At 38.5% G+C, this 22,399-nt stretch carries 19 protein-coding genes; 12 read left to right on the top strand and 7 right to left on the bottom strand.

The window, feature by feature from the left end; genetic code table 11:
• Positions 1-3 precede the first annotated feature (3 nt).
• The 3 genes from BVC88_RS14375 (at position 4) to BVC88_RS14360 (ending at position 4,308) form a co-directional block, all read left to right on the top strand.
• Positions 4-2,229, top strand: a complete 2,226-nt coding sequence (locus BVC88_RS14375; RefSeq protein WP_075351386.1) for an alpha/beta hydrolase family protein — start codon at positions 4-6, stop codon at positions 2,227-2,229.
• 48 nt (positions 2,230-2,277) lie between these two features.
• The gene (locus tag BVC88_RS14370; protein ID WP_075351385.1) at positions 2,278-3,297 is read left to right on the top strand and encodes an aldo/keto reductase; all 1,020 of its coding nucleotides are present in this window, start codon (positions 2,278-2,280) and stop codon (positions 3,295-3,297) included.
• Positions 3,298-3,831: 534 nt separating this feature from the next.
• Positions 3,832-4,308: a Dps family protein gene (locus BVC88_RS14360; protein WP_075351383.1), complete on the top strand. Its 477-nt coding sequence runs from the start codon at positions 3,832-3,834 to the stop codon at positions 4,306-4,308.
• Positions 4,309-4,718: 410 nt separating this feature from the next.
• Here BVC88_RS14360 and BVC88_RS14355 read toward each other — a convergent pair whose 3' ends face one another.
• Entirely contained in the window at positions 4,719-7,067 is a 2,349-nt protein-coding gene (locus BVC88_RS14355; RefSeq protein ID WP_083639107.1) for an outer membrane beta-barrel family protein, read from the bottom strand.
• A 264-nt stretch (positions 7,068-7,331) separates the two neighbouring features.
• The gene (locus BVC88_RS14350; RefSeq protein ID WP_075351382.1) at positions 7,332-7,781 is read right to left on the bottom strand and encodes a YybH family protein; all 450 of its coding nucleotides are present in this window, start codon (positions 7,779-7,781) and stop codon (positions 7,332-7,334) included.
• A gap of 420 nt (positions 7,782-8,201) precedes the next feature.
• Between BVC88_RS14350 and BVC88_RS14345 the strand changes: the two genes are divergently transcribed.
• Both BVC88_RS14345 and BVC88_RS14340 read left to right on the top strand, forming a co-directional pair.
• Positions 8,202-8,651, top strand: a complete 450-nt coding sequence (locus BVC88_RS14345) for a GNAT family N-acetyltransferase (RefSeq protein WP_075351381.1) — start codon at positions 8,202-8,204, stop codon at positions 8,649-8,651.
• Positions 8,652-8,692: 41 nt separating this feature from the next.
• Positions 8,693-9,064, top strand: coding sequence for a hypothetical protein (locus BVC88_RS14340; RefSeq protein WP_075351380.1), 372 nt, complete (start codon positions 8,693-8,695; stop codon positions 9,062-9,064).
• Here the strand turns inward: BVC88_RS14340 and BVC88_RS14335 are convergent.
• Together BVC88_RS14335 and BVC88_RS14330 are read right to left on the bottom strand one after the other, a co-directional pair.
• Positions 9,053-10,048, bottom strand: a complete 996-nt coding sequence (locus BVC88_RS14335) for an alpha/beta hydrolase (RefSeq protein ID WP_245803652.1) — start codon at positions 10,046-10,048, stop codon at positions 9,053-9,055. The genes BVC88_RS14340 and BVC88_RS14335 overlap by 12 nt on opposite strands.
• Positions 10,045-10,593: a hypothetical protein gene (locus BVC88_RS14330; protein ID WP_083639106.1), complete on the bottom strand. Its 549-nt coding sequence runs from the start codon at positions 10,591-10,593 to the stop codon at positions 10,045-10,047. The genes BVC88_RS14335 and BVC88_RS14330 overlap by 4 nt, the downstream gene beginning before the upstream one ends.
• Before the next feature lie 379 nt (positions 10,594-10,972).
• Here BVC88_RS14330 and BVC88_RS14325 point away from each other — a divergent pair, with 379 nt between their 5' ends.
• The 4 genes from BVC88_RS14325 to BVC88_RS14320 all read left to right on the top strand — a co-directional run bounded on the left by BVC88_RS14325 (position 10,973) and on the right by BVC88_RS14320 (position 13,019).
• The gene (locus tag BVC88_RS14325) at positions 10,973-11,251 is read left to right on the top strand and encodes a hypothetical protein (protein WP_075351379.1); all 279 of its coding nucleotides are present in this window, start codon (positions 10,973-10,975) and stop codon (positions 11,249-11,251) included.
• A 239-nt stretch (positions 11,252-11,490) separates the two neighbouring features.
• On the top strand, positions 11,491-11,664 hold the full coding sequence (locus BVC88_RS21360; RefSeq protein ID WP_175574424.1) for a hypothetical protein: 174 nt from the start codon (positions 11,491-11,493) through the stop codon (positions 11,662-11,664).
• A gap of 18 nt (positions 11,665-11,682) precedes the next feature.
• Entirely contained in the window at positions 11,683-11,868 is a 186-nt protein-coding gene (locus BVC88_RS21195; RefSeq protein ID WP_139316578.1) for a general stress protein CsbD, read from the top strand.
• Positions 11,869-11,939: 71 nt separating this feature from the next.
• On the top strand, positions 11,940-13,019 hold the full coding sequence (locus tag BVC88_RS14320; protein ID WP_083639105.1) for a fatty acid desaturase family protein: 1,080 nt from the start codon (positions 11,940-11,942) through the stop codon (positions 13,017-13,019).
• A 263-nt stretch (positions 13,020-13,282) separates the two neighbouring features.
• Here BVC88_RS14320 and BVC88_RS14315 read toward each other — a convergent pair whose 3' ends face one another.
• Positions 13,283-13,870, bottom strand: a complete 588-nt coding sequence (locus BVC88_RS14315; RefSeq protein WP_139316577.1) for a putative periplasmic lipoprotein — start codon at positions 13,868-13,870, stop codon at positions 13,283-13,285.
• 473 nt (positions 13,871-14,343) lie between these two features.
• Between BVC88_RS14315 and BVC88_RS21190 the strand changes: the two genes are divergently transcribed.
• On the top strand, positions 14,344-14,589 hold the full coding sequence (locus tag BVC88_RS21190; RefSeq protein ID WP_139316576.1) for a hypothetical protein: 246 nt from the start codon (positions 14,344-14,346) through the stop codon (positions 14,587-14,589).
• A gap of 509 nt (positions 14,590-15,098) precedes the next feature.
• Here BVC88_RS21190 and BVC88_RS14310 read toward each other — a convergent pair.
• Both BVC88_RS14310 and BVC88_RS14295 read right to left on the bottom strand, forming a co-directional pair.
• Positions 15,099-16,652 (bottom strand): S8 family peptidase, encoded by a 1,554-nt coding sequence (locus BVC88_RS14310; RefSeq protein ID WP_083639104.1) that lies wholly within the window; start codon positions 16,650-16,652, stop codon positions 15,099-15,101.
• Between the two features lie 1,545 nt (positions 16,653-18,197).
• Positions 18,198-20,351 carry a TIR domain-containing protein gene (locus tag BVC88_RS14295; RefSeq protein WP_075351375.1) on the bottom strand — a complete coding sequence of 718 codons (2,154 nt, stop codon included), beginning with the start codon at positions 20,349-20,351 and terminating at the stop codon, positions 18,198-18,200.
• A 214-nt stretch (positions 20,352-20,565) separates the two neighbouring features.
• Here BVC88_RS14295 and BVC88_RS14290 point away from each other — a divergent pair, with 214 nt between their 5' ends.
• Both BVC88_RS14290 and BVC88_RS21680 read left to right on the top strand, forming a co-directional pair.
• Positions 20,566-21,519 carry an alpha/beta hydrolase gene (locus tag BVC88_RS14290; RefSeq protein ID WP_075351374.1) on the top strand — a complete coding sequence of 318 codons (954 nt, stop codon included), beginning with the start codon at positions 20,566-20,568 and terminating at the stop codon, positions 21,517-21,519.
• Positions 21,520-21,773: 254 nt separating this feature from the next.
• Positions 21,774-21,908 (top strand): hypothetical protein, encoded by a 135-nt coding sequence (locus tag BVC88_RS21680; RefSeq protein WP_262481241.1) that lies wholly within the window; start codon positions 21,774-21,776, stop codon positions 21,906-21,908.
• Positions 21,909-22,399: the final 491 nt, after the last annotated feature.

Raw genomic sequence — 22,399 nt, 5'->3', positions numbered from 1 at the left:
AACATGCTAAAATTTAAATTTTTATCCCTATCCCTTTTGCTTTGGATAGTTGTCCTATCTCCAAGCATTGCCCAAAAAACTGCTTTTACCACTGAGGATGCGATCAGGGTGAAGAGTTTAGGCAGCCAGACTCTTTCCGATGATGGGAAATACCTTGCCGGAATGGTCATGGATGGGAGTGCACGATTTGACACAGATCATTTTAGATTTCAGGATCCAAGTTACCTGAATGTATTGCCAGGTGAATTAGTGATCATCAACACCGAAGATGCTTCTGAAATAAGACCTTATGCTGGTGCTGCTAAAATCACCTCTCTTGCTTGGGCACCAAACAATACCGAAATCGCTTTTTTGGAAGAAAAAGAGGAAAAGCTTCATCTCATGGTATATGATGTAGCACGAAAAAAACTTAGAGCGATAAGTATTTCAGGGAACCCTCTAATCGCTAATTCAGAACTTACATGGACTCCAGATAGCAAATCCTTATTGGTTCATACCCGTGAGGCCTCTTGGTTAGAAAGTGCGATGGCTATTTATAATGAAGCTACAAGTGGTCCAACTGTAGTTTATGATGGTTCAAAGCCATTCTTAAAATGGGATGAAATAAGAAATACAAATAGCCTTACCGAAGTACACCAAGTCAATCTTTCAAATGGGAAAGCTTCCAAGCTTTTACCCGAATCAAATTATAATGGAATCAATGTAACTGCCGATGGCCAACATTTAATTTTCAATGAGGTCTTTCCTCTAAAAACCGCTTATGAGCGAAATAAAGGAACAGAATATCAAACAGCGTACTTAAATCTGGCTAACCAAGATTCGGCAAAAATCCTTTATCCAAGAAATGAGAAAAGACGGAATTTCACATGGACAGAAAACAAAAGCAAATATGCTTGGGTGGATTCTGGGTATGTATTCATCCAAACACTTGGGGAGGATGACGTAAAAAACCTAACCAAAGGAAAAGCATACGCTGATGAAGAAAAGAAAAAAGAAGTGAAGTTTTCGATCATGACTTGGAGTCCGAGTGAAGGGAAATTATTGCTAAGCTCTGAAAAAGGGTATTGGCTTGCAGATGCTGCAGGTGATCAACTTGAAATGATTTATGAATTACCTGAGGATAAAGAAATAGCTCCAAGCCTAGACCTTTTAAATTGGTCAGAAGATGAGCGCTACCTATTTTTTAACTATTCCAGCAAAGAAAAATGGGAGAGAGGCTTCACAAGGTTTGATCTAGAAGCAAAGCAGATGGATGATATTTTGATCAATAGTAATCTCTATACCAATGTTCAGAAATCTAAAGATGGGAGCAAGTACATCCTAAGTGTTTCCGATGGAGATATGCCTCCAAATGTAATGGCATCAGATGCTAGTTTTAGCAATATGAAATCCTTGACAGATTTGAATCCATGGATGAACAACAAGAATCTAACACATTCAGAATTAATAAGCTACCGGGATATGGATGGCAAGGAGTTAAAAGGGGTTTTGTATTATCCTGTTGATTATGAACCGGGTAAAAAATACCCATTGGTATGTGAAGTTTATGAAACCTTTTTTGACAATGGCTACAATCGTAATATGAACCTGATTGCCAATCAGGGTTACTTTGCACTTCGCCCATCAGTAGATTTGGAAATCGGTTATCCTGGGGAAGCATGGGTAAAAGGCATCACTTCTGTAATCAATAAGTTGGTAGATGAAGGAAAAGTCGACAATGATAAAGTTGGAGTCCATGGCGTGAGTTATGGTGGCTATGCTACATCCTTATTAATTACTCAAACGGATCGATTTGCAGCAGCTATCAATATTTCCGGAAAAGTTAATATTATCAGTTTCCTGGGCGATAGCCCTAAAATCGGAACGCGTAACTATGCAGCAGCAGAAGTTGGACAGGATCGAATAGGAGGTTCACTTTGGGATGATCCTTTGAAATACTTTGCAACTACTGCGGTATTGCATGCTGACCGAATCAAAACTCCCCACTTGATCCTGACTGGAGAAGGAGATTGGAATGTCCCTGGAACAAATTCCCGCGAGCTTTATTACGCAATGCGTCGATTGGGCAAAGAGGTGGTTTGGGTAAATTACCTCAAGGGTGGTCATGGGGCTGGCTGGGCAAGTGGTGAAAGTGACTACCATGATCAATGGAAACGCATCTTTGACTTTTATGAAAAGCAATTCACCAAAGAAAAGGAAAAAGCCAAAGAAGAGGATAGCACAAACTAAGTAAAATACAGGCAACTGAATTATTTATAACTATAACTCAAACTCAAAATGAAGTATAATTTAGTAGGTAAAACAGGCTTGATGGTTTCCGAACTCTGCTTTGGAACCATGACTTTTGGAGGTCAAAATGCTGGGATTTGGGAAAAAATCGGCAAGCTCCAGCAGAAAGAAGTGAATGAAATGCTTTCTGCCGTTATCGGATCTGGAATCAATTTTATAGATACAGCAAATGCCTATTCTTTTGGTCAGTCGGAGCAACTTTTGGGACAAGGATTAATTGATCTAAAGGTAAATCGTGATGAAATTATCATCGCCACTAAAGTTCTGGCCAGAATGAATGAAAAGCCAAATAGCACCGGATTATCTCGGTACCATATTTTCAATTCTGTTGAGGCAAGTTTAAAACGAATGCAATTGGATTATATGGACATCCTATATGTTCATGGAGTCGATCCATCAACTTCCTTAGAAGAGACTGTTAGATCACTCAATGACATCGTAGACTCCGGGAAAGTGCGCTATATAGCTATTTGCAACTGGCCCGCTTGGATGGTAGCGAAAGCTCAAGCTATTGCACATTACCGAGGCTATCATAAATTTATTGGGCTTCAATACTATTATGCTGCCGTAAGCAGAGACATTGAGCATGAGTTGATTCCAATGGCAGCAGATCATGATTTGGCGATCTTCCCTTGGAGTCCTTTGGCTGGTGGTTTTCTGACTGGCAAATTCACCCGAGAAGGCGCAGACGCAGATTCAAGAAGGGCTAATTTTGATTTCCCGCCAATCGACAAAGAAAAAGCTTATGATTTGGTAGATGTAATGGGAGAGATTGCAAAAGCTCATTCTGCTAGTATTGCCCAAATTGCATTAGCCTGGGTAAGACAGCAAATAGGTGTTACCAGTACTATTATTGGGGCAAAAACATTAGATCAACTTCATGCAAATATCGCTTCAACTGAAATTCAATTGACAGCTTCAGATTTTGCAAAAATTGATGAAGTAAGTCCTTTGCCAATACAATATCCCGGCTGGATGGTCGAGCGGCAATCTGCTTATAGAAAGTAATTAAAAAGCTACTATTCTGACTAGTTCAAAGTTTGATCTTTGTTCAATCTTTTAATTTAAAGCCATGTTTATTGTTAAACATGGCTTTTCTTGCTTTCACTAATCCATTACTAATTAAATAATGATGGGTCATGATTTCAGTTATCTTTTTTCCTTTTCCAGACTGAAGACCCTGCGCTACAGCAGTAAGGTTTAAACTAAGACTAATAAATACAGAACTCAACTCTGGCAATAATTTTTTAAGAGTCCTTTAAATCTGATTGTATGAAAACTGAAATAAATTATTGCTTTAGACATTTATTAAAAAATTAAAAGCATTTTGATAGAAATTGAAAAGGTCTGACAAATCAAAATCTAAACAGCTTCATTATCTCGATTGAAGGACATTTTATTTTGTTACTCAGAATTATAAAATCACCATTCATTAAAATTCTAAAAACCTTAACATTAGGTAAGTAATTATTGTTACAATAATTAAGATATGTAATAACTATTTTTGAAAGAATAATTTAAATAACTAAAAAAACAAACAAAATGGATAATAAAAATCGAATCGGAATTGATAATGACAAGGCAAAACATTTGGCTCAAAAACTAAATGATTTATTGGCAAATTATTCAATTTTTTATCAAAATACGCGCGGGTATCATTGGAATATAAAAGGGGAGAAATTTTTTGAATTACATTTAAAGTTTGAAGAATTGTATAATGATTTACTCTTGAAAATAGATGAAGTGGCAGAGAGAATTTTGACTTTGGGGTATAGACCATTCCATAACTATGCTGATTATCAGAATACTTCTAAAATTAAAGAAAGTGTCCAAGTGAGTGATGGAATAAAAGCTGTTGAAGATATTTTAACTTCATTCCAAACAATAATAATACTTCAAAGGGAACTTCTTTCAATTTCAGCTGATGCGGATGATGAAGGTACTAATGCTTTAATGAGTGATTATATAAGGGCACAAGAAAAAATGGTTTGGATGTATTCTTCATTTTTAAATCAATAAGATTCGGAAAATTAAAAAATATATTATCCGCTTCTTTGACTGTAGATCAAAATATCCTCGATTTGGTTGGATAGGTTCCCAAACCATTGCTCGACCTCCAAAAATCAAATTAATATAAAAGGGGTAAAAGATGTGGCTAAACCACATTTTCTACCCCTTTTCTAAAAGAGTAACAACCTGATAACAAGAAATATTCAGGTGCTTTAAAATAAAAACGTGTAATAGATCGGATACTGCATTTACACTTTTTCGCTAGCTCACAAATTACAATTATGGAAAACTAGGAGGAGATTTGATTTAGGAATAATCCTGTCTTCCGTTTTCCACCTAGAAAATCGAATAAAACTAGATCATCACGACCTCTACGGATAACAATAGTACATTTTAAAAACAGCTTAATCTTCTTTTATTTAGAAGTTAAATCTTGCTGAAAGTAAAATAATCCGAGTCTCCTGCTTGGAGTAAAAATCCTGAGAGAAGCTACTGGTGAGCGAATTTCCGGCATATCTTCGTGTGTCAAATACATCCCGCACGCTCAAAGTAACACTTCCTTTTCGCTCCAAAAACGACTTCTGAATGCTGGAATCAATGAAATAAACCGCTAGACTTTTTCCCTGTGCCTGAATTTCCGGTGATTCATAATTGGCCGCAATCTGAAAGTTGAATCCTAAAGGAAGTTTGAAATCCTGATTAAGTTTGGCATTCCAAGTGAAGCCCTTATTGGTGAACTCTTCATTGATATTCGAAGCATTCACTTCAATTCCGGAAAAGGTCATTCCTCCATTTAGTGAATACCAATCTGAAAGCTCTGCGGTACCAATAAACTCTACTCCATAAAGCTGGGCAAAATTCAAATTCTCCGGCTGTGAATAAGAAATCCCATCTTCTACAATCGTGATGAAATCGATCTGATTATTGATTTTTCTATAGAAAAGATTGGTTGTTAAACTGACCTTCTCAAAGTTTGCTAAATGCCCTAATTCAAAGGAATTGATCATTTCTGGAATCAGATTTGGATTACCTCTTCTGACATTCAGACTATCCGTAATATTTGGGAAAGGATTTAGTCTCCAAGCTCTTGGACGATCTATTCTACGGCTGTAGGTGAATTTGATTCCATGAGTTTCATTAAGATTATACAAGCCCTGTACGCTTGGGAAAAGGTTGAAATACCGCTGTTGATTTGCTTCATCTGAATTGTACAGGTAGGTATCTACTTGAGTGAATTCACCACGGACACCGACTCCATATTCAAATTTTGATTTATTACCGGAGTAAATCAGGTAGCCTGCATGAATTTGATCTTCATAGACAAAGCGATTACTCACTGCTGGATCAGTTACAAAGTCCTGACTTCCTTCATCAAATCGTTGGTATTGAAAATCATTATCAAATTTTCTAAAATTAGACTTCAGGCCCGTTTCAAATGTTCCATTTTCCATCGGCTTAATGTAATCGGCCTGCACAACTGTGATATTCCGAACCTCATCTGTAAATGCTCGCTCTTGTCCGGTCAGGTTTTCAGGCAAAGGCTGGAGGGTATTATTGAAGATATCGATTCGCTGAGTTTTAAACTGATTTCGGTAGGAGTGACTGGCTGTTGCCCGGACCAAATGCCCTTTCTCTTTGAAATTATGCTCAAAAATCAAGGCATTGTCTAGCCCATCATCCGTTTCATTTTCATCGTTTCTGCGGACATAATCGAAATTCTTTCCTTGCCGAACCTGTTGGGCAAAAAGCGTATTGAGATTATTGGTTTCATTTGCCTGAAACACACCTTCATAGCTGAGTGTATTGTTTCCAAAAGTATAGTCTAAGCCGAAATTGAAATTATTTCCTACATCCAGATCTGAACTTGTGGTGTTTTGATCAAGCGTTTCGTTGTCTTCGAAAATTACTCGGGTAGATCTCCGTTCGCCAACAGACTTCCAGTTTCTGTGATTAAACCCAGCATAGACATTAAAATTGAAATTACGGTGATTGATTCTTCCACCGACATTTGATCGGTTTCTTGTACCATAAGTACCCTCTACACCACCATGAGTCCCTAGTTCTATACCTTTCTTCAACACAATATCAATCACGCCGCCCTCAGCCTCTGCATCATAACGCGCATTAGGATTATTGATGATTTTGATCTCTTCAACAATACTTGCAGGCAACTGATCGAGATTTTGAGTAAGGGAAGAATTTCTTCCGTTAATAAGCACATTGGTATTAGAACTTCCTCTCAATGAAATCCCACCATCCTCACTCACGGACACTGAAGGGGTATTTCTCAGAATATCCAGTAAGGTTCCACCTGCATTTGCCAGATTATTTTCAGGAGTAACTATCAAGCCCTCGAGTGTGGTTCGTACAGGAAGCTTAGAGGTGGTAACCAAAACTTCTTCCAGGTTTTGGCCTTCGCTCACGAAAACTAACTCGCCCAAATTGATAGCTCCATTTACTTTTAGATCTGAAACAATTAGATCCTGATAGCCAAGGAAAAAAGCTTTGAAAACATACGTTCCAGAAGGGACATTCAAATTGAAAACTCCTTCTTCATTTGTATCTGAATAAGCTTCGGGATTGCTGCTTTCCAAATTGCCAAAAAGTGCAACTTGGGCATAACTTACTGGCTCTTGAGTCTTGGAATCAATCAATCTTCCAGTAACCTGGCTTGTCTGAGCAAAAGAGATTAAAGGATTAAAAATTAGGAGAAAAAAAGCAAAAGAAACTGATCTCCATATTGATTTACTCGGTAATGTTTTATTCATCTTCAAAGGCTTCAATGGTATTAATTCAGTTCTGGTTTAGGTTCTTCATAGACCTAACCGACTCTTAGTTAATATGTTTATCCTTTTTGACAAGCGGTAGTTTAAAGGGAGAATGAATGGAAATCAGTTTATTTTTTTGCTCAAAAAAATCAACATTACCATTAGAATGAAGAATTTAGAAAGTGAATTTCAATTTCATGAAAAATAAAAAAGCGTAGTATTTAGCTACGCCTTAAATGAATTACCTAATCTTAATTTGGACATTTATTGAATAATTTCCCCATCAGTTCTGGCCACTTTCCACTCCCCATCTATTTTTATTAAGGTATTGGTGTATTTACCCATCACATCTACAGACTCACCTTCAGCAGTCTTCCCAGTAACACGGTAGGTACCAGTTGCAGTAGCTTTTCCAACTCCGGCAGGTACAACTTTTTCATGTTTGATACTTACTTTAAAATTATTGGCAGCAAACTCCGCTGTTAATCCTGCGGCTATTTCTGCAGCGCCTTTGTAGTTTCTCCCATCATTAAAAGTTCTGACTCCATCAGAAGTATACATAGCCACTAAAGCATTTACATCTTCAGCATTGTAGGCTTTTTCATATTTTTTGGTCATTTCCACCATTTCTTTTTCCATATCCTGAGCCATAAGGGGGAAGGATAATAGTGCCATCAGCACGATGCTCAAACTCAATTTCATTTTGGTTTTCATAAAAATCTAATTTTCTTTGATGCCTACTCTAATCAGTTTTCGGCTTCCCTGTCAGTACTCGCACTAAAAATCTTTTACTTGAAAGGCGATCTCAATTTTCTTGTTATTTCTGTTCGAATAATAAATCGAATGAATTCAGATTGCTATGATATAGCCTTTAAAAATCTCTTGAGAAATTACCATAAATATCTGATAAATAAAATTTTATGGTTCTAATTACATATTTAAATCAGCCACTTATGCTGTTCACTTTGTGGCTATTGAACTATAGCTCGGCATGAAAGGGGATTAATTTTTTGAATTTTAAAAATAAAGACTAACCGTAGACAAGTAGTAATCCTCCGAGGACAGTCTTAAATTGCACTCTACATTAATTTGAAATACTAATTAAGATCGCAGAATCTTTCAAAGCTTAAATCCATGAATTTAACCCACACTATCAAGTCGTTTCAAGAACTTACTGTTGATGAACTTTATGATTTATTGCGATTACGTAGCGAGGTATTTGTGGTGGAACAAAACTGTGTGTTTTTGGATCAGGATAATAAGGATCAGAAATGTTACCATCTTCTATTGTATTCAGGTCAGGAACTGGTAGGGTATAGTCGATTAGTTCCTGCTGGTTTGTCTTATTCCGAAATGGCAATCGGGCGGGTGATTACTTCTCCGTCGGCTAGGGGAAAAGGTCTTGGGAGAATCCTGATGAAGTTATCTATTGAGTATTGCCATAAATTTTTTGGGAAAGGGGATATCCGTCTTGGCGCACAAACCTATGCACATGGTTTTTATTCTTCCTTGGGTTTTGTATCCGATGGAGATGTCTATGATGAGGATGGAATTGAGCATATCGAGATGGTTAGAAAAGGGTAGAGGGTTTATTTTTTACTATTGCAGATTATTTTTCCCCATGATTGAAAAGACTTATTCTTAAAAAAAAGATCTTAGAGTTTTTCGAGCAGTGGCTCTACAAACACGGTGCTTTGAATATTGCTGGAGATTGGACTTACAATGGTCAAAAACAAGAAGTAAAAATCAATTTGAACCAAGTTCAGCTAAATGAGAATCTCATCAAAATACCCTTGCTGATAGCTATCCTTTATGGGGATGGAAAAACTCAAATGGAAATCCTAAACGTTGATAAAAAGTCCAATGAGTTTCTCCTTAAAGTAAGTTCTGAATCAAAAAAGCTCATTTTAGACCCAGAATATTGGGTCCTGATGGATTTGGATTTTAAGAAAAAATTAAAGTTGGGCTTGAAAGGAATTTACTACTTACTTGGATAGTGCTAATTCTACAATTCTCTGAAAAGTTTGAACTTGATTTTGTTTATCCGCTGCACTTATTTCTTCCTTCCGAAATTTCAATCTGGTGAATACATGGAGCCTAGAATTAACCATTGTTACATTCAGCTGATTGGAAGGGCTGACTCCTTTTTGGATTAGCACTGCACTCACTGGATCTGCGCTGGAATCATTGGTTGACTTAAAGACATTTAGCGAAGTTTGCGCAGGAAGCTTAATTCCACTCTGTAGATCTTGACGTACTTTTTTAATGACTTCTTGGAGTTCTTGAAGTGTTTTTTGTGGTCTATAAGTATACCAATAGCTTTCTTCACCCGGAGTATTAGAAGCCTCAGTGTAACCTATTAACGGTCCAAGAAATCCGATCAAGGGCAGTATTTTGTCCGAAGGAAGTACAATTGGATCCACTAGAAAAACACTTTTTGGAGCTGTTTTTCCATTAAAATATCCAGAAGAAATCGCCTCTAGGATAAGTGCTCCACTGGTAGAAGAACCAACTAAATGGATATTGGTATAACCAGCAGCTATAAGCGCTTCATATTCGTCGAAAATAGCCTGTTGCCAATCATGCCAATTGCTTGACTTAAACTCCTCATAAGTTCGACCATGGCCACCCAACAGGACGCTGGAGGTATAATAAGCATTGGGATTTCCAGTCCATTCTATAAATTCTGACCATTCAAAGGTGGTAGCACTATAGCCATGACATAAGATTAAAACTGGCTTAGTAGCTTCCGAGGGACTCGGATTAGGGTACTTCAATGAGGTCAGGTAGTTTTCCGGAGCTAATAAGGAAGGATCAAAAATAATTTTCCCATCCAATAACTCGTCTGAAATCTCAGAAGGATCCCCACAGGAACTGATGCTTATTATCAAAGCCAATAAAATCGCATTTAAAGCTCTAGGAATAAATCGAAGGAAATTCTCGATTTGAACTGATGCAGGTAATTTGTCAAATCTTTTCATTTCAATGGATAGTAAAAATTGAGTTGCGCAAAAACTGGATAAAGGGTTCCAGGTCCCTCTAGACCATTTCCGGAGATGAAATTATATCCTAAGGCAAGGTTCATTTTCAATAGGATAGGAGTGTTATACTCGAAACCTGCTGTTGCTGAAAACAACGCTGAACTATGGTCCAATACCTCAAAATCATCTGATTCATAATCAGCACTAAAGTACCCACTACCCAAGCTGACAAATGGATAGATTCGATGCGTTTTATTAAAATAATACGAAAGCCAAACTTGATAATTATCCTGCTTGATGGCATTGCTGCCCATGGCTGATCCCAATCTACTAGTAGTGTAGCCTAGACCAAGACTAAGCTGGTTTTTAGCAATATTTTCCGATGAAACTTGTCCCACCACTCCATTTTCAAAGTAGAGGCCAAATGATTTCTGACTCCGAAGTCCCAGGTCAAAGTGAAATTGTTGCGCCTGTGATTCAATGACAATTAAAAATAAAATCAAGAGCAAACAGGAAAACTGGTATTTAAAGGTGTTTTTCATCATAATTCTAAAAAGATTAAAGTGAATGAATTCTACCCGAATAAAACTTCCTTACAACCGAAATGAAGTTAAGCTATTATTTTAGAAATATAAGCTTTAACGCAACTCAGAGAATTTTTTGAAGACTGATTCTTAAGTAATCGAATGAAAGAATAAAATCCACTATGAGCAGGATTAGGGTTCCTTTTGACCAATATAGTGACAAGAGTTTCGACTAGTTTAACCCGATTTTAAAGGAGGGAAAAATGAAATAAATAATAGTATTCAAACTACATTTTAGACTGATTTTCTGAAGTTTATAATGTTGTCAAATTTCATTGTCCTTTTTATTTCGTATATTCTGTGAGTAGTAAATTTTTATACTCTTAAAAAAAAATGACCCATGGATAAATTAGAGAAAGTAGAATTGATGGATAAAATCCTAAATGAATTTGAAGATTTGAGAAATAGCCAGCTCTCTGTTTTGAAGAAAATATCGAAGATAGAAGCGGATAATATCAACCTAGGCGTGAGTCTCTTGGAGAAGAAACTCCCTGAAATGTGGCAGAATGTAGATTCCAATCTTAACTTAGTTTCGGCATTGGAAGAGGAGTTTCAAGAATATCGCGACAAGTACTATAAGGACAATAATATTGCAGCCTTAGAAGCGGCTAGGGAGTAAACTCAGTCAAGTTATTTTCATCCCTCTTAGCGAATAAATCATTCCTTGCTGACGGCAAGGAATTTTTTTTTAAAAAATAAAATATGCCTTTAGCTAAAGATCAAGCAAGTTTATTTTTCCAAAAGCAATTTTAATAAAATTCTATTTTCCCGAATCATGTACTTCATATTAGCCACTATGAATTAATACTGGTATAAAACTGTTGACTAGATAGCAAGACAGACTAAAAAATAAGCCCAATGAATACTTCAGAAGAAACCTATTTCAAAATAGGACAGCATGTGTCTACCAAAGTAGCTCCGAAAGTAAAGATGATTGTAAGGAAATATTTCGCCAAGATCTACTACTGCACCTTTGCTGATGATCCGGAAAAGAAGGAATTGGCGCTCTTCGAAAGAGAAATAATTCATTAAACATAAACCAACAAAGGCATGAACATAATACGGAGTTGGAGAGAGCAGAAAGTAATGCTCAAACAGCGATTCTCAATTTTACTTGATATGGATTTTGAATATCCAGAAGGTCAACGAGAACTAATGATGGAAAGTCTTTCTAAAAAATTGGAAAAGACCCGACCGGAATTAGAATTGATTTTTGCCGAATTACAAACCTATTGAACGAATAAAACCCGCTTTGAACACAACAATCCCTAAAGGGGAGTTGAACATGAGCGTTTATCAAAAAGCAAATGAAAAGTATAAAATTCGATAAAACTGGAGTTTCTGATTTTTCTAAAACCCTGCATTTAAGGGTGAATGAATATTTCAAAACCAGTAACAAAGACAAGCATGGGGATCGCAGCATGGTGTTTAAAACCATTTTCATGCTTTCCGCTTTCTTTATCCCGCTAGGCTTTATTGGCTCGGGGTTGGTAACTAGCACTTGGCTGCTGTTTGTGCTCTATATCCTCAGTGGTTTGGGTATGGCAGGCATAGGAATGGGAGTGATGCACGATGCCATTCACGGATCCTATTCCAAAAGTCCCCTGATCAACAAATACCTGGGCTACACTATGAATCTGATTGGTGCCAATGCCAGCGTATGGAGAATCCAACACAATGTGCTTCACCATTCCTATACCAATATTGATCATGGTGATGATGATATTAATGCACCGTTTTTCTTACGTTTTACCCCGAATGCCAAGCGGTATTGGGTCCATCGATTTCAATACCTCTACATCTGGTTTTTCTATGGTCTTTCTACGATTTCTTGGATCACTACCAAGGATTTTGTGAGAGCAAATCGCTATAAGAAAATGGGATACTTCAAAGCCGATGGTGATTTCAGAAAAGAGATCTTGAAAATTACAGCCTGGAAGGCACTCTATTACTCCTATGCATTGGTGCTGCCTCTGATTATGGTGCCACTACCGGCTTGGATTATAATCTTGGCCTTTTTGTCGATGCATTTCGTGACTGGAATCTTGATTAGTTTGGTTTTCCAGACGGCGCATATCCTTTCAGAAACTACTTTTCCCAAAGCTGATGAAAATGGGAAAATTGCCAATGAGTGGATTACGCATCAATTGGCTACTACCAGTAATTATGCCCCAAAAAGCAAGATCTTTTCTTGGTTGATTGGAGGATTGAATTTTCAAGTAGAACATCATTTATTTCCGAATATCTGCCACATTCATTATAAGAAGATCTCCAAGATTGTTGCAGAAACAGCTCAAGAGTTTAAAGTCCCTTACCTCGAGAAAAAGACATTTCTCTTGGCACTAGGTGATCATGTAAAAATGCTTCGTCAGTTGGGAAGGGCTTAACCCTTTAAAAATCCGAGTTAGGGCTGATTTTAGCTGCTTGACCGTTGAATAGAAACGAATGTTTTTTGATCCCCGAGCTTTGAAATCAGAAGTCTAAAATGAGAAAGCTGAAAAAAATGAAACGATTATTGGCAATCGTACCCTTGATTTGATTTTCCCGCTTAGCAAACTAGGCGTCATAGTGGTGCATTTAAAAAAGAAAAGCCCCGAAGCGAACTGCTATCGGGGCTTTTGTTATTCTGCTAATCGATCTATTCAACAAATTACTTGCAGTGGTAATGATTCTTGTCGCCAAACCCAAAACCAGGAAAACACTCATAGCTAACTTCCACATCCCAAAAGCCTGAATTGTCTGGGAAAAAGGGATCATTTACATAAAGTACCAATTCACCGACGCCTGTAATCTCCTGAGGTCCTGCGCCTATAAATTGCAATGGACCGTCGCCAACCTTAGCGATCAAAGAAATCAGCGGAAAGCCATTAAAAGAACCCACTTCCGGGCGACCGTTTGGTGAAGCAGGATCTGCAAGACCAGCGAAGTAAAAGCCGATTTGTCCAGAAGCAGTCAGGGTGACTGGGAGGCCTTCCTTAAGGATGAAACCTGTCGCTAAACCGTCTGCCGCAGATCCCAAGAGTTGGTATTGATCCGTCACTTGCTTTTTATCATTTTTCAGAGTTTCAGGATTTAATCCATCCTGTCCGGGGGCGGCTTTGCCCACAAAATCTCCATTGGAAATCAAGGCTGAGATGTTTTCATCGTTTTGCATGTTTGGCTGCATGTCGTTCATACTGTCTATGCCGCAGGATGACAGAATAAAAATCGAAAGGAGTGGCATTAAAAGCTTTTTCATAGTTTTGAAGTTTAGGTAAACAGATAAGTTATAGCTCCGTCTGATGCGGATGATAGTATTCTAATTAAAAAAAAATCACAATATATTTCTGGGACTTTGGACGAAAAGCAGCGATTATTTCCCGAACAGATTTGGTTTTTTTCCGGTAAAATTTATAAAACAATGCAAAGACAGTACAGTAATCGGATATTGGACAAAGAGGCCTAGGAGAGGTGATTTAAGATTTAGGATATAAGATTTGAGTCTAGGCTGGTTTTACCTGTTTGACCGATGGACAGAACCGAATCTTTTGCTAGCATGGGAGCCACAGAAAAAACATAGCTTTTGAATTTTTGAAGAATTGGAAGATTAAAACATTTGAAATACTTGTCCGCCGTGGCGGATTGAAAAATTAACTCGAATTATATTTTGTAGTGCCGAAGGCATAAAACCATTCATGCCTGTCCGCCTTGGAGGAACCATGGGCGCAGCCCATGGATAAAGCTAAACCTTGTCAAGACCTTGCGAGCAGGATCATCATTTGGAATACATGGCTTGGTGCGGGAGTCCGGGAACGGATTTATTTTTACCACAGAGACGCAGAGGACACGGAGTTTTCACAGAGTTTTTTTCTACCACATAGCCACAGAGAAAACATAGCTTTTATCTCCTCAGAGCTATCGAAACTCTTATTCTCTATTCTCTCATCGCCTAAAGAATACGACAGCGGAGCTGTCTAATTTTCAATAACCATGGGCGTAGCCCATGGATAGCAATGAACCTTGTCAAGGCCTCCCGCGCAGGATCATCAATTGGAATCCATGGCTTGGTGCGGGAGGATGGAAACGGATTTATTTAACGGATTGAAAATCCTAGGATAAGGATTCGACATTTCAAATGTCGAATAGCAGAATTACCGGATTATCATTTTTATAAAAGCTCCAGAGGAGCGATTTGATTGTAGCCATGGGCGCCCTCGATAGTTATCGGGGCCATGGTAAAAAATAGACCACACACCATTCCCTCCCGCGCAGGATCATCATTTGGAATACATTGGTTGGTGCGGGAGGATTGAAATGGATCTATTTTAAGGTTTGTAAATCCTATGATAGGTATTAGAATAAAGAAGCCTTCGATTTTTCAACCGAAGGCTTCTTAAAATTAAGATCAAAAGTGAATTTCTTTTTTTGTGGAAAGTGGTTTAAAATTAAAATCACTAGCTCCTACTAATCAAAAACAGTAATAAGGATTAATTAACCCCAACAGCTTTGGCGGCATTCACAAAGCCATTTCCATAAAACTCATCTTGTCCTGGCTTACCAAGATCAGTTGCAGATTGACTCATCTTAGCCCTTACTTGTGCGGGATTCATAGATCCACCATTGGCTTGTATGATCAATGCCGCCACACCTGCAGCAGCAGGGGCAGCCATGGAAGTTCCTTGTGCCCAAGTATAATTGCTAATAGATGAGCCAGAACCTCTGGAAGAACTTAAAACCTGGTCAAAAACCGCACAGGTAGTTGTAAATGGCACATTTGTTCCTACCAAGGTGCAGGGGTTGAAATTGCCTTCTACAACAGCAAGTCCCACAGTTCCACCTGGAGCAGCAAAATCTATTAGGGATTTTCCATAATCTGTGTAGTATGCTGGTTGAGAGAAGTTAGTATTTCCCAATACGAAACCAGTAGGACCAGTAGAACTGATTGACAACACATGCTGATTCTCTGCTGGGAGCTTGTACAATTCCTTTGCATCGTCATAATTGGTCCCACCATTTCCAGCTGAGGCAATTACCGTTACTCCATTTTGATAAGCATATCGGGTAGCCCTGTCATAGATTTTCTGTAATTCTCTAAATTCATTTCTAAAATCTTTGTCTCCCCAGTTATTTCTGTAATCAATAGTCGCACCTAAGCTCATATTGATGATTTGAGCACCAGCACCGCCTTTTGATTGTGGAGTGGCAGCGTATAAGATTCCATCCAAGATCCATTCAAAAGCACCTGAACCATTATGAAGTGACTTTACGCCGATTATGGTGGCTTCTGGGGCTATTCCTACTATGCCAAGACCTGCAGCAGCAACAATACCGGCTACGTGAGTTCCATGCCAAAATGTACCTACATCTTGATTGAAGGCAAAACCAGGAACTGTTGATCTAGAGCTGGCGATATCCATATTAGGAGCTAAATCTTGGTGGACTGAATGAAATCCCCCATCAATGACAGCAACTCTCACACCCTCACCGGTATATCCCGCATCCCATGCAGCCGGAGCATCGATAGAAGCAGGAGCCCATTGAAATCCATCAAAAAATGCATCCTGATAGTTAAACGGGGTACCTATCGCATTAGCCTCAATGATACTCTCAGTGCCGATTGTCTCTGGCTCTTCGGTATATTGTAAAATCATATCCGCGGTAATGGATTCAATTTCTTTTATGCCTTGTGCTTTTTCATAAAAATCACTTGATCGGGATACTGCCACTGCTACACCGATCTCTGGATAGGTTTTCACAATTTCACCACCTGCTTTTTTAATGCTACTCGCTAGGTTATTAGATAGATTTTGGCCTTTACTAATAATCAAAAATCTACCGGTGTAATCCCCCTCTCTCAAATTGGAAAAATCCGTTACTTCTTTTAACTCACTAAGATTGAATTGACTCGAATTGATTTGCTCTTTTAGAGCTTGCGCATCGATTGGATCATCAACCTGCATCATGCTACTGTCACATCCTGCAAACAGTAAAATTGTTACTACAACTAGATGCGATAATCTGGGTTTTTTGATGTTCATCATTTTAGTTTTTTTTGTGAAAAATGGGAAAAATAGAATTCAAATGAGGTATTAAACTTTGTTGGCTTACTTAAATTATTAGAAGGTTCTCTTTGACTAGTAGGCAAAAAACCCTTCCGATCTTCCCTTTCAATGTACCTGAATTATTTATAAAATAAAAAGATTACCATCTGAATGACAGTTTTATGGGTAGGTAAAAAGTAGGTTGAGTTATGTATTGATAAAAACCCATGCAGATGAGGGAATGTGAAAACGGATCTTTTTATAAACCGCATAGGAATCATAGCTTTTGAATTTAAAAATTACCGGATTATCAATTTTACAAAAGCTCCAGAGGAGCGATTTGATTGTAGCTATAGGTGGAACCCTTGATAAAAAATGGACCCTACAACATTCCCTTCCGCGCAGAATCATCATTTGGAATACATGGCTTGGTGCGGGAGTCCGGGAACGGATTTATTTTTACCACAGAGGCGCAGAGGACACGGAGTTTTCACAGAGTTTTTTTCTACCACATAGCCACAGAGAAAACATAGCTTTTATCTCCTCAGAGCTATCGAAACTCTTATTCTCTCATCGCCTAAAGAATACGACAGCGGAGCTGTCTAATTTTCAATAACCATGGGCGTAGCCCATGGATAGTAATGAACCTTGTCAAGGCCTCCCGCGCAGGATCATCATTTGGAATACATAGACTGATGCGGGAGGATGGAAACGGATTTATTTAACGGATTGAAAATCCTAGGATAAGGATTCGACATTTCAAATGTCGAATAGCAGAATTACCGGATTATCATTTTTATAAAAGCTCCGGAGGAGCGATTTGATTGTAGCCATGGGTGCCCTCGATAGTTATCGGGGCCATGGTAAAAAAGAAACCCCAAACATTTAATACCTCCCGCGCAGAATCATCATCTGGAAAACATGTGTTGATGCGGGAGTCCGGGAACGGATTTATTTTTACCACAGAGATGCAGAGGACACGGAGTTTTCGCAAAGTTTTTTTTACCACATAGCCACAGAGAAAACATAGCCTTTATCTCCTCAGAGCTATCGAAACTCTTATTCTCTATTCTCTCATCGCCTAAAGAATACGACAGCGGAGCTGTCTAATTTTCAATAACCATGGGCGTAGCCCATGGATAGTAATGAACCTTGTCAAGGCCTCCCGCGCAAAATCATCATTTGGAATACATTGGTTGGTGAGGGAGGATTGAAATGGATCTATTTTACGATTTGAAAATCCTATGATTGGGAGTCTTACCTGGATCAAACCAAGGCTTGCTACAGAAATGAAGATCCATTCGTCCTGATTTTCGATGCCTCCAAAGCCAGTATTCCGAGCTTAGCTCATCAAAAGATGTAAGCCAATTGGCTCAGGGAGAATGAGTCTCTGATGAAAACTTATTGCTTGGGTACGGCTAATATTATCCCAAATGCAGCAATTAGAGGAATACTTAATATGATTTTTTCATTTCAAAAGCAGCCCGCCTCATATTAGATCGTCAAGACTGAAACCGAAGCATTGGATTGGGTGGAAGGGATGCTTTAATTTTCTTTCAATAAATCCGTATCAATCCCAAATTGAAGCATCTCTATATCTGACAATTCGTGAAATTGATTTTGGTTTACCCAATTCATCAAAAGCTTTTTTTCAATTGGCCAAATGACGAGTCTAAGATCTGAGTCACATTCCGCGCAGCATCTTATGGTATAGGTAAAAAAAGCCTTACTGTTTGGTAAAAACCCTACTTTACCCCCAAACTTTCTAATGGTTAAAAGTTCATTCCCCTTATTATCCCATAACTTGGTTTCAGGAGCATCAAGCTTCGGGCAGGTGGCGGTTAGAAAAAACTCTCCAAAATCTGAAATATCTACTGAAGATATAATTTCTGAGTGTCCCTCTAAAGAGACGACCTCATTTCCAAGAGAATCATAAACTGTAGAACCATTTATTTTTAATCCTCCATCTTTTGAAGAGGCGATAGTATCTTCCTCAAATCCGTATGAATTAGAATACTTAGAATCGAGCAATGGAATCACTTTTAGATCTTTTAAAACACTTTTGTCTTTTGAATTAGGCACAAATACACCTTGGATAATTTTACCTGTCCCTAAATTTTCACCAATCAGATTCCAAATCGTGGTAGTACTAGTATGTTCTGCCAATACATAAGACCCGCTGCTATCACTGTAAAAAGTGGTCTTACTATCAAAAGGAATCGATAATAATGGCATTTTTTGAAGGTTAAAAGACACGGTATCTCTTTTCAAATCAATCGTACTGACGATGTGTTCTGATGAGCTGTAATTTGCTCTGATCAATTGAGAACTTGAACTACTGATTTGAAATTCTAAGGGTGTATATGTTTCAAAATTCCGCCCTAGATATTCCTCTTCGATTAAGGGTATTGAAATTATGCTTGCTTTATTTTCTTTTGGTACTACGAGATATCTATTGTCAAAAGAAAAATTGAGATCGTCAAATCCATCCACCTGACTATACGAAAGATATTGCTGGTACAAAGGATCATTATACCAATCCTGAGTTTCTTCATTCCATCTGTTTCTTCCTATCCTGGTGAAGCGATCCTTAAGATCCCAAAGCTCAACCATAAATTCAGCATTGTCTGATTCCGGGGTATAATAAAAAAGTGCAAAATCTTTTTGGGGAGACAAAATTGTTTTGCTCAAGAATAAATGTTCGCTCATTTGATTAATTCCATTTTTTTTCAAAAAATTTTCAGACACTCTTATATCCGGTTCCACATACTCAAAATCAGAAGATGGTTTTAGATATTTCATTTTTTGAGCTTTTTTATCATAAAATGAACTTCCATGAAGTTCTCCCAAATAGAAGTGAGGATTTGAATAAAAAGCTCTTAGCAGTGCAGAATAGGCTTCTAAACTTGTGCTGTCATATTGTAAAGAATATTCTGCAAGCCTGAAACTGATTGTAGCATCTGTCTGATTTAAAAGATTTGAAGAGGCGTTCAGACTACTGGCGATTGCTTTTTTAGCTTGGGTTCTTGCGATTTTTGTCTGCTCGATTGCTTCATTTCCTTTTTTAATGGCTTCACCTGTCTGGTAAACAGAAAACCCTAAAAGACCAATAAGAAGTATGAAGGCAGAATTCCTGATAAGTTTCCACCTGCGTTGTGCATTAATTTCCTCACTTGCCAGATCCTTTGGTGCTTTACCATGAAGTTGGGCTGCTAGCTTAAGCAGTTCCTTTTGAAAAAGTGGGTTTGTTAAAGAGAGATCAGTTTTATTTTTTAAGGGTCTAAGATCAATATAGAAGGGCTCTTCCTGAAATCTGTTTTTTAAAATATCAGGAAGAGAATTGTTTTCAGTGTCATAAAATTCCCTTTGGACATCATTCCAAATTATCTCCCCATCTGTCAAAGCGATTATAAGTGTATCAAGTGATTTGTTTTCAATCCAATATTCGATTTCTTTTCTAACCCATTTTGAATCAGCGGACTTGGGCGATGCCATATAAATTAAATACTCAGATTCACTTAAGCTCTTTTCAATATTAGCCCATAAATGGGGCGAAACAGAAAGACTAGACTCATCTCTGAAAATATTTAATACACGTCTCTTCCACCAGGGTAAACCAAATCTTTGCAGCCCCTTTTCCAATGCAGGGGCAAGTTTACCATCAGCGGCATGAGAGTAGGATATAAAAGCATTATACATTTATTGGTGAATTTCTATTCCAATCAGGCAACATCTCAGCTCTTTAACCTACAAAACTTTACAATTACTTGTTGTTTTAGCAGGGTTTAATTTTGAAATCACACAACTATTAGCTGTCAAACTTTTAAGCTATAAATTTTCTTGTCACTAATATTTATTACCTTAATTCAATTCTATTCCTGATTTAATTTTCCACACTCAACCCTAAATAACCATGCCTCACTCACTCCAAAATCTGCTCAAGCCTGCTTTTTTACTCTGCCTCCTTTTCATTGGCTTTACTGCCACAGCACAAGATGGGACCATTTATCCCCTTGAAAACCCAAGCGAGCCCAATGCAATCTTACTTGGGACAGGTGGGGTAGCAGATCAACCTGCGCCAGAGACTTGGTTCCGACAGTGGGGTGATCCTATGGCTCGCAATATCTCTACGGCGACTTTGACACCTTTTCTCCCAGCGCTAGGTAAAGGAAATGGTGCAGCGGTGATTGTCGCTCCTGGGGGAGGATTCAGTTGGCTATCCATGGGAAATGAAGGCTGGGAAGTGGCTGAGGCATTGGCAAAGCAAGGAATTGCCGCCTTTGTGTTGAAATATAGACTTTATCCTACTCCAGAGACTTTGGATGATTTTTCTGCTTGGATGAACCGTCCTAGACCTGCTCCAGCTCCGGCCACCGATGGATCCCCCGCTACCACTGCGCCTTCTCCCTTACAGCGAGATCTTTCCAATCAACTCGAAGATGCGGAAGCTGCTTATGCGATGATCTTGGATCGGGCAGAAGAATGGGGGATTGATGTTTCCAGAATAGGAATGATCGGATTTTCGGCAGGTGCCGGACTGACCATGCATGCAACGCTTCATTCTAAAACTATGAATCTGGCCTTTATCGGTCCAATCTATGGAGGAATGGGTCCCGTGGAAGTTCCTAAAAACGCACCGCCCATGTTTAATGTAATCGCTACGGATGATTTTCTTTTTCGTGGACAATTTGGGGTAATCGATTCTTGGTACAAAGCTGGAATTCCTGTAGAATTTCATCTCTACCAAAACGGAGGACATGGATTTGGACTGGGCAACCCTGGGCGCACCAGCAACCGCTGGTTTGATGCCTTTATCCATTGGCTGGATGTAAATAAGTTTCTGGAGGCTGCTAACGAGAAAATGTAGAGTGATACAATACGGATAGAGAGTTTTCGCAGAGTTCTATTTTTACACCTTCTCATTCAGCAATTCGAGAATGAAAAAGTAGACTCGAATCAAATTCCCCCTTCCAAAGGGGGTAAGGGGATTTTATAAACCTAATAGTGATCATTTAAAACATAGCTTTAATCTCCTCAGAGCTATCGGAACTCTTATTCTCTTATCACCTAAAGAAAACGACAGCGGAGCTGTCTAATTTTCAATAACCATGGGCGCAACCCATGGATAGCGCTAAACCTTATCAAGGACTCCCGCGCGGAATCATCATTTGGAATACATGGGTTCATGCGGGAGGATGGAAACGTATCTATTTTTACCACAGAGACGCAGAGGACACGGAGGTTTCACAGAGTTAAATTTTTTAAACCGCATATTGACCATAGATAACATAGCTTTTGAAGTTAAAAATTACCTGATTATCATTTTTATAGAAGCTCCAGAGGAGCGATTTGATTGTAGCCATGGGCGCCCTCGATAGTTATCGGGGCCATGGTAAAAAAATGGACCCCACAACATTCCCTCCCGCGCAGGATCATCATTTGGAATACATGGGTTTATGCGGGAGGATGGAAACGGATTTATTTAACGGATTGAAAATCCTTAGATAAGGATTCGACATTACAAATGTCGAATAGCAGAGAATTGAAAAATTACCGGATTATCAATTTTACAAAAGCTCCAGAGGAGCGATTTGATTGTAGCCATGGGTGCCCTCGATAGCTATCGGGGCCATGGTAAAAAATGGACCCCACACCATTCCCTCCCGCGCAGGATCATCGTTTGGAAAACATTGGTTGGTGCGGGAGGTTGGAAACGGATTTATTTTTACCACAGAGACGCAGAGAAC

Origin of the sequence: Algoriphagus marinus (assembly GCF_001936475.1) — a bacterium.
Classification (GTDB): domain Bacteria; phylum Bacteroidota; class Bacteroidia; order Cytophagales; family Cyclobacteriaceae; genus Algoriphagus; species Algoriphagus marinus.
The sequence above is the reverse complement of the archived record's forward strand: the minus strand, read 5'-3'. Positions and strand labels throughout refer to the sequence as shown.

Bases quoted from the DNA above. Each gene is read 5' to 3' on its own strand.
- BVC88_RS14320 (WP_083639105.1), top strand. From the start codon at position 11,940: ATGAAAAGTATAAAATTCGATAAAACTGGAGTTTCTGATTTTTCTAAA.
- BVC88_RS21195 (WP_139316578.1), top strand. From the start codon at position 11,683: ATGAACATAATACGGAGTTGGAGAGAGCAGAAAGTAATGCTCAAACAG.
- BVC88_RS14375 (WP_075351386.1), top strand. From the start codon at position 4: ATGCTAAAATTTAAATTTTTATCCCTATCCCTTTTGCTTTGGATAGTT.
- BVC88_RS14355 (WP_083639107.1), bottom strand. From the start codon at position 7,067: ATGAATAAAACATTACCGAGTAAATCAATATGGAGATCAGTTTCTTTT.
- BVC88_RS14350 (WP_075351382.1), bottom strand. From the start codon at position 7,781: ATGAAAACCAAAATGAAATTGAGTTTGAGCATCGTGCTGATGGCACTA.
- BVC88_RS14310 (WP_083639104.1), bottom strand. From the start codon at position 16,652: ATGATGAACATCAAAAAACCCAGATTATCGCATCTAGTTGTAGTAACA.
- BVC88_RS21680 (WP_262481241.1), top strand. From the start codon at position 21,774: ATGGATAGCGCTAAACCTTATCAAGGACTCCCGCGCGGAATCATCATT.
- BVC88_RS14370 (WP_075351385.1), top strand. From the start codon at position 2,278: ATGAAGTATAATTTAGTAGGTAAAACAGGCTTGATGGTTTCCGAACTC.
- BVC88_RS14330 (WP_083639106.1), bottom strand. From the start codon at position 10,593: ATGATGAAAAACACCTTTAAATACCAGTTTTCCTGTTTGCTCTTGATT.
- BVC88_RS14295 (WP_075351375.1), bottom strand. From the start codon at position 20,351: ATGTATAATGCTTTTATATCCTACTCTCATGCCGCTGATGGTAAACTT.
- BVC88_RS14325 (WP_075351379.1), top strand. From the start codon at position 10,973: ATGGATAAATTAGAGAAAGTAGAATTGATGGATAAAATCCTAAATGAA.
- BVC88_RS14315 (WP_139316577.1), bottom strand. From the start codon at position 13,870: ATGAAAAAGCTTTTAATGCCACTCCTTTCGATTTTTATTCTGTCATCC.
- BVC88_RS21190 (WP_139316576.1), top strand. From the start codon at position 14,344: ATGGATAAAGCTAAACCTTGTCAAGACCTTGCGAGCAGGATCATCATT.
- BVC88_RS14345 (WP_075351381.1), top strand. From the start codon at position 8,202: ATGAATTTAACCCACACTATCAAGTCGTTTCAAGAACTTACTGTTGAT.
- BVC88_RS14360 (WP_075351383.1), top strand. From the start codon at position 3,832: ATGGATAATAAAAATCGAATCGGAATTGATAATGACAAGGCAAAACAT.
- BVC88_RS21360 (WP_175574424.1), top strand. From the start codon at position 11,491: ATGAATACTTCAGAAGAAACCTATTTCAAAATAGGACAGCATGTGTCT.
- BVC88_RS14335 (WP_245803652.1), bottom strand. From the start codon at position 10,048: ATGAAAAGATTTGACAAATTACCTGCATCAGTTCAAATCGAGAATTTC.
- BVC88_RS14290 (WP_075351374.1), top strand. From the start codon at position 20,566: ATGCCTCACTCACTCCAAAATCTGCTCAAGCCTGCTTTTTTACTCTGC.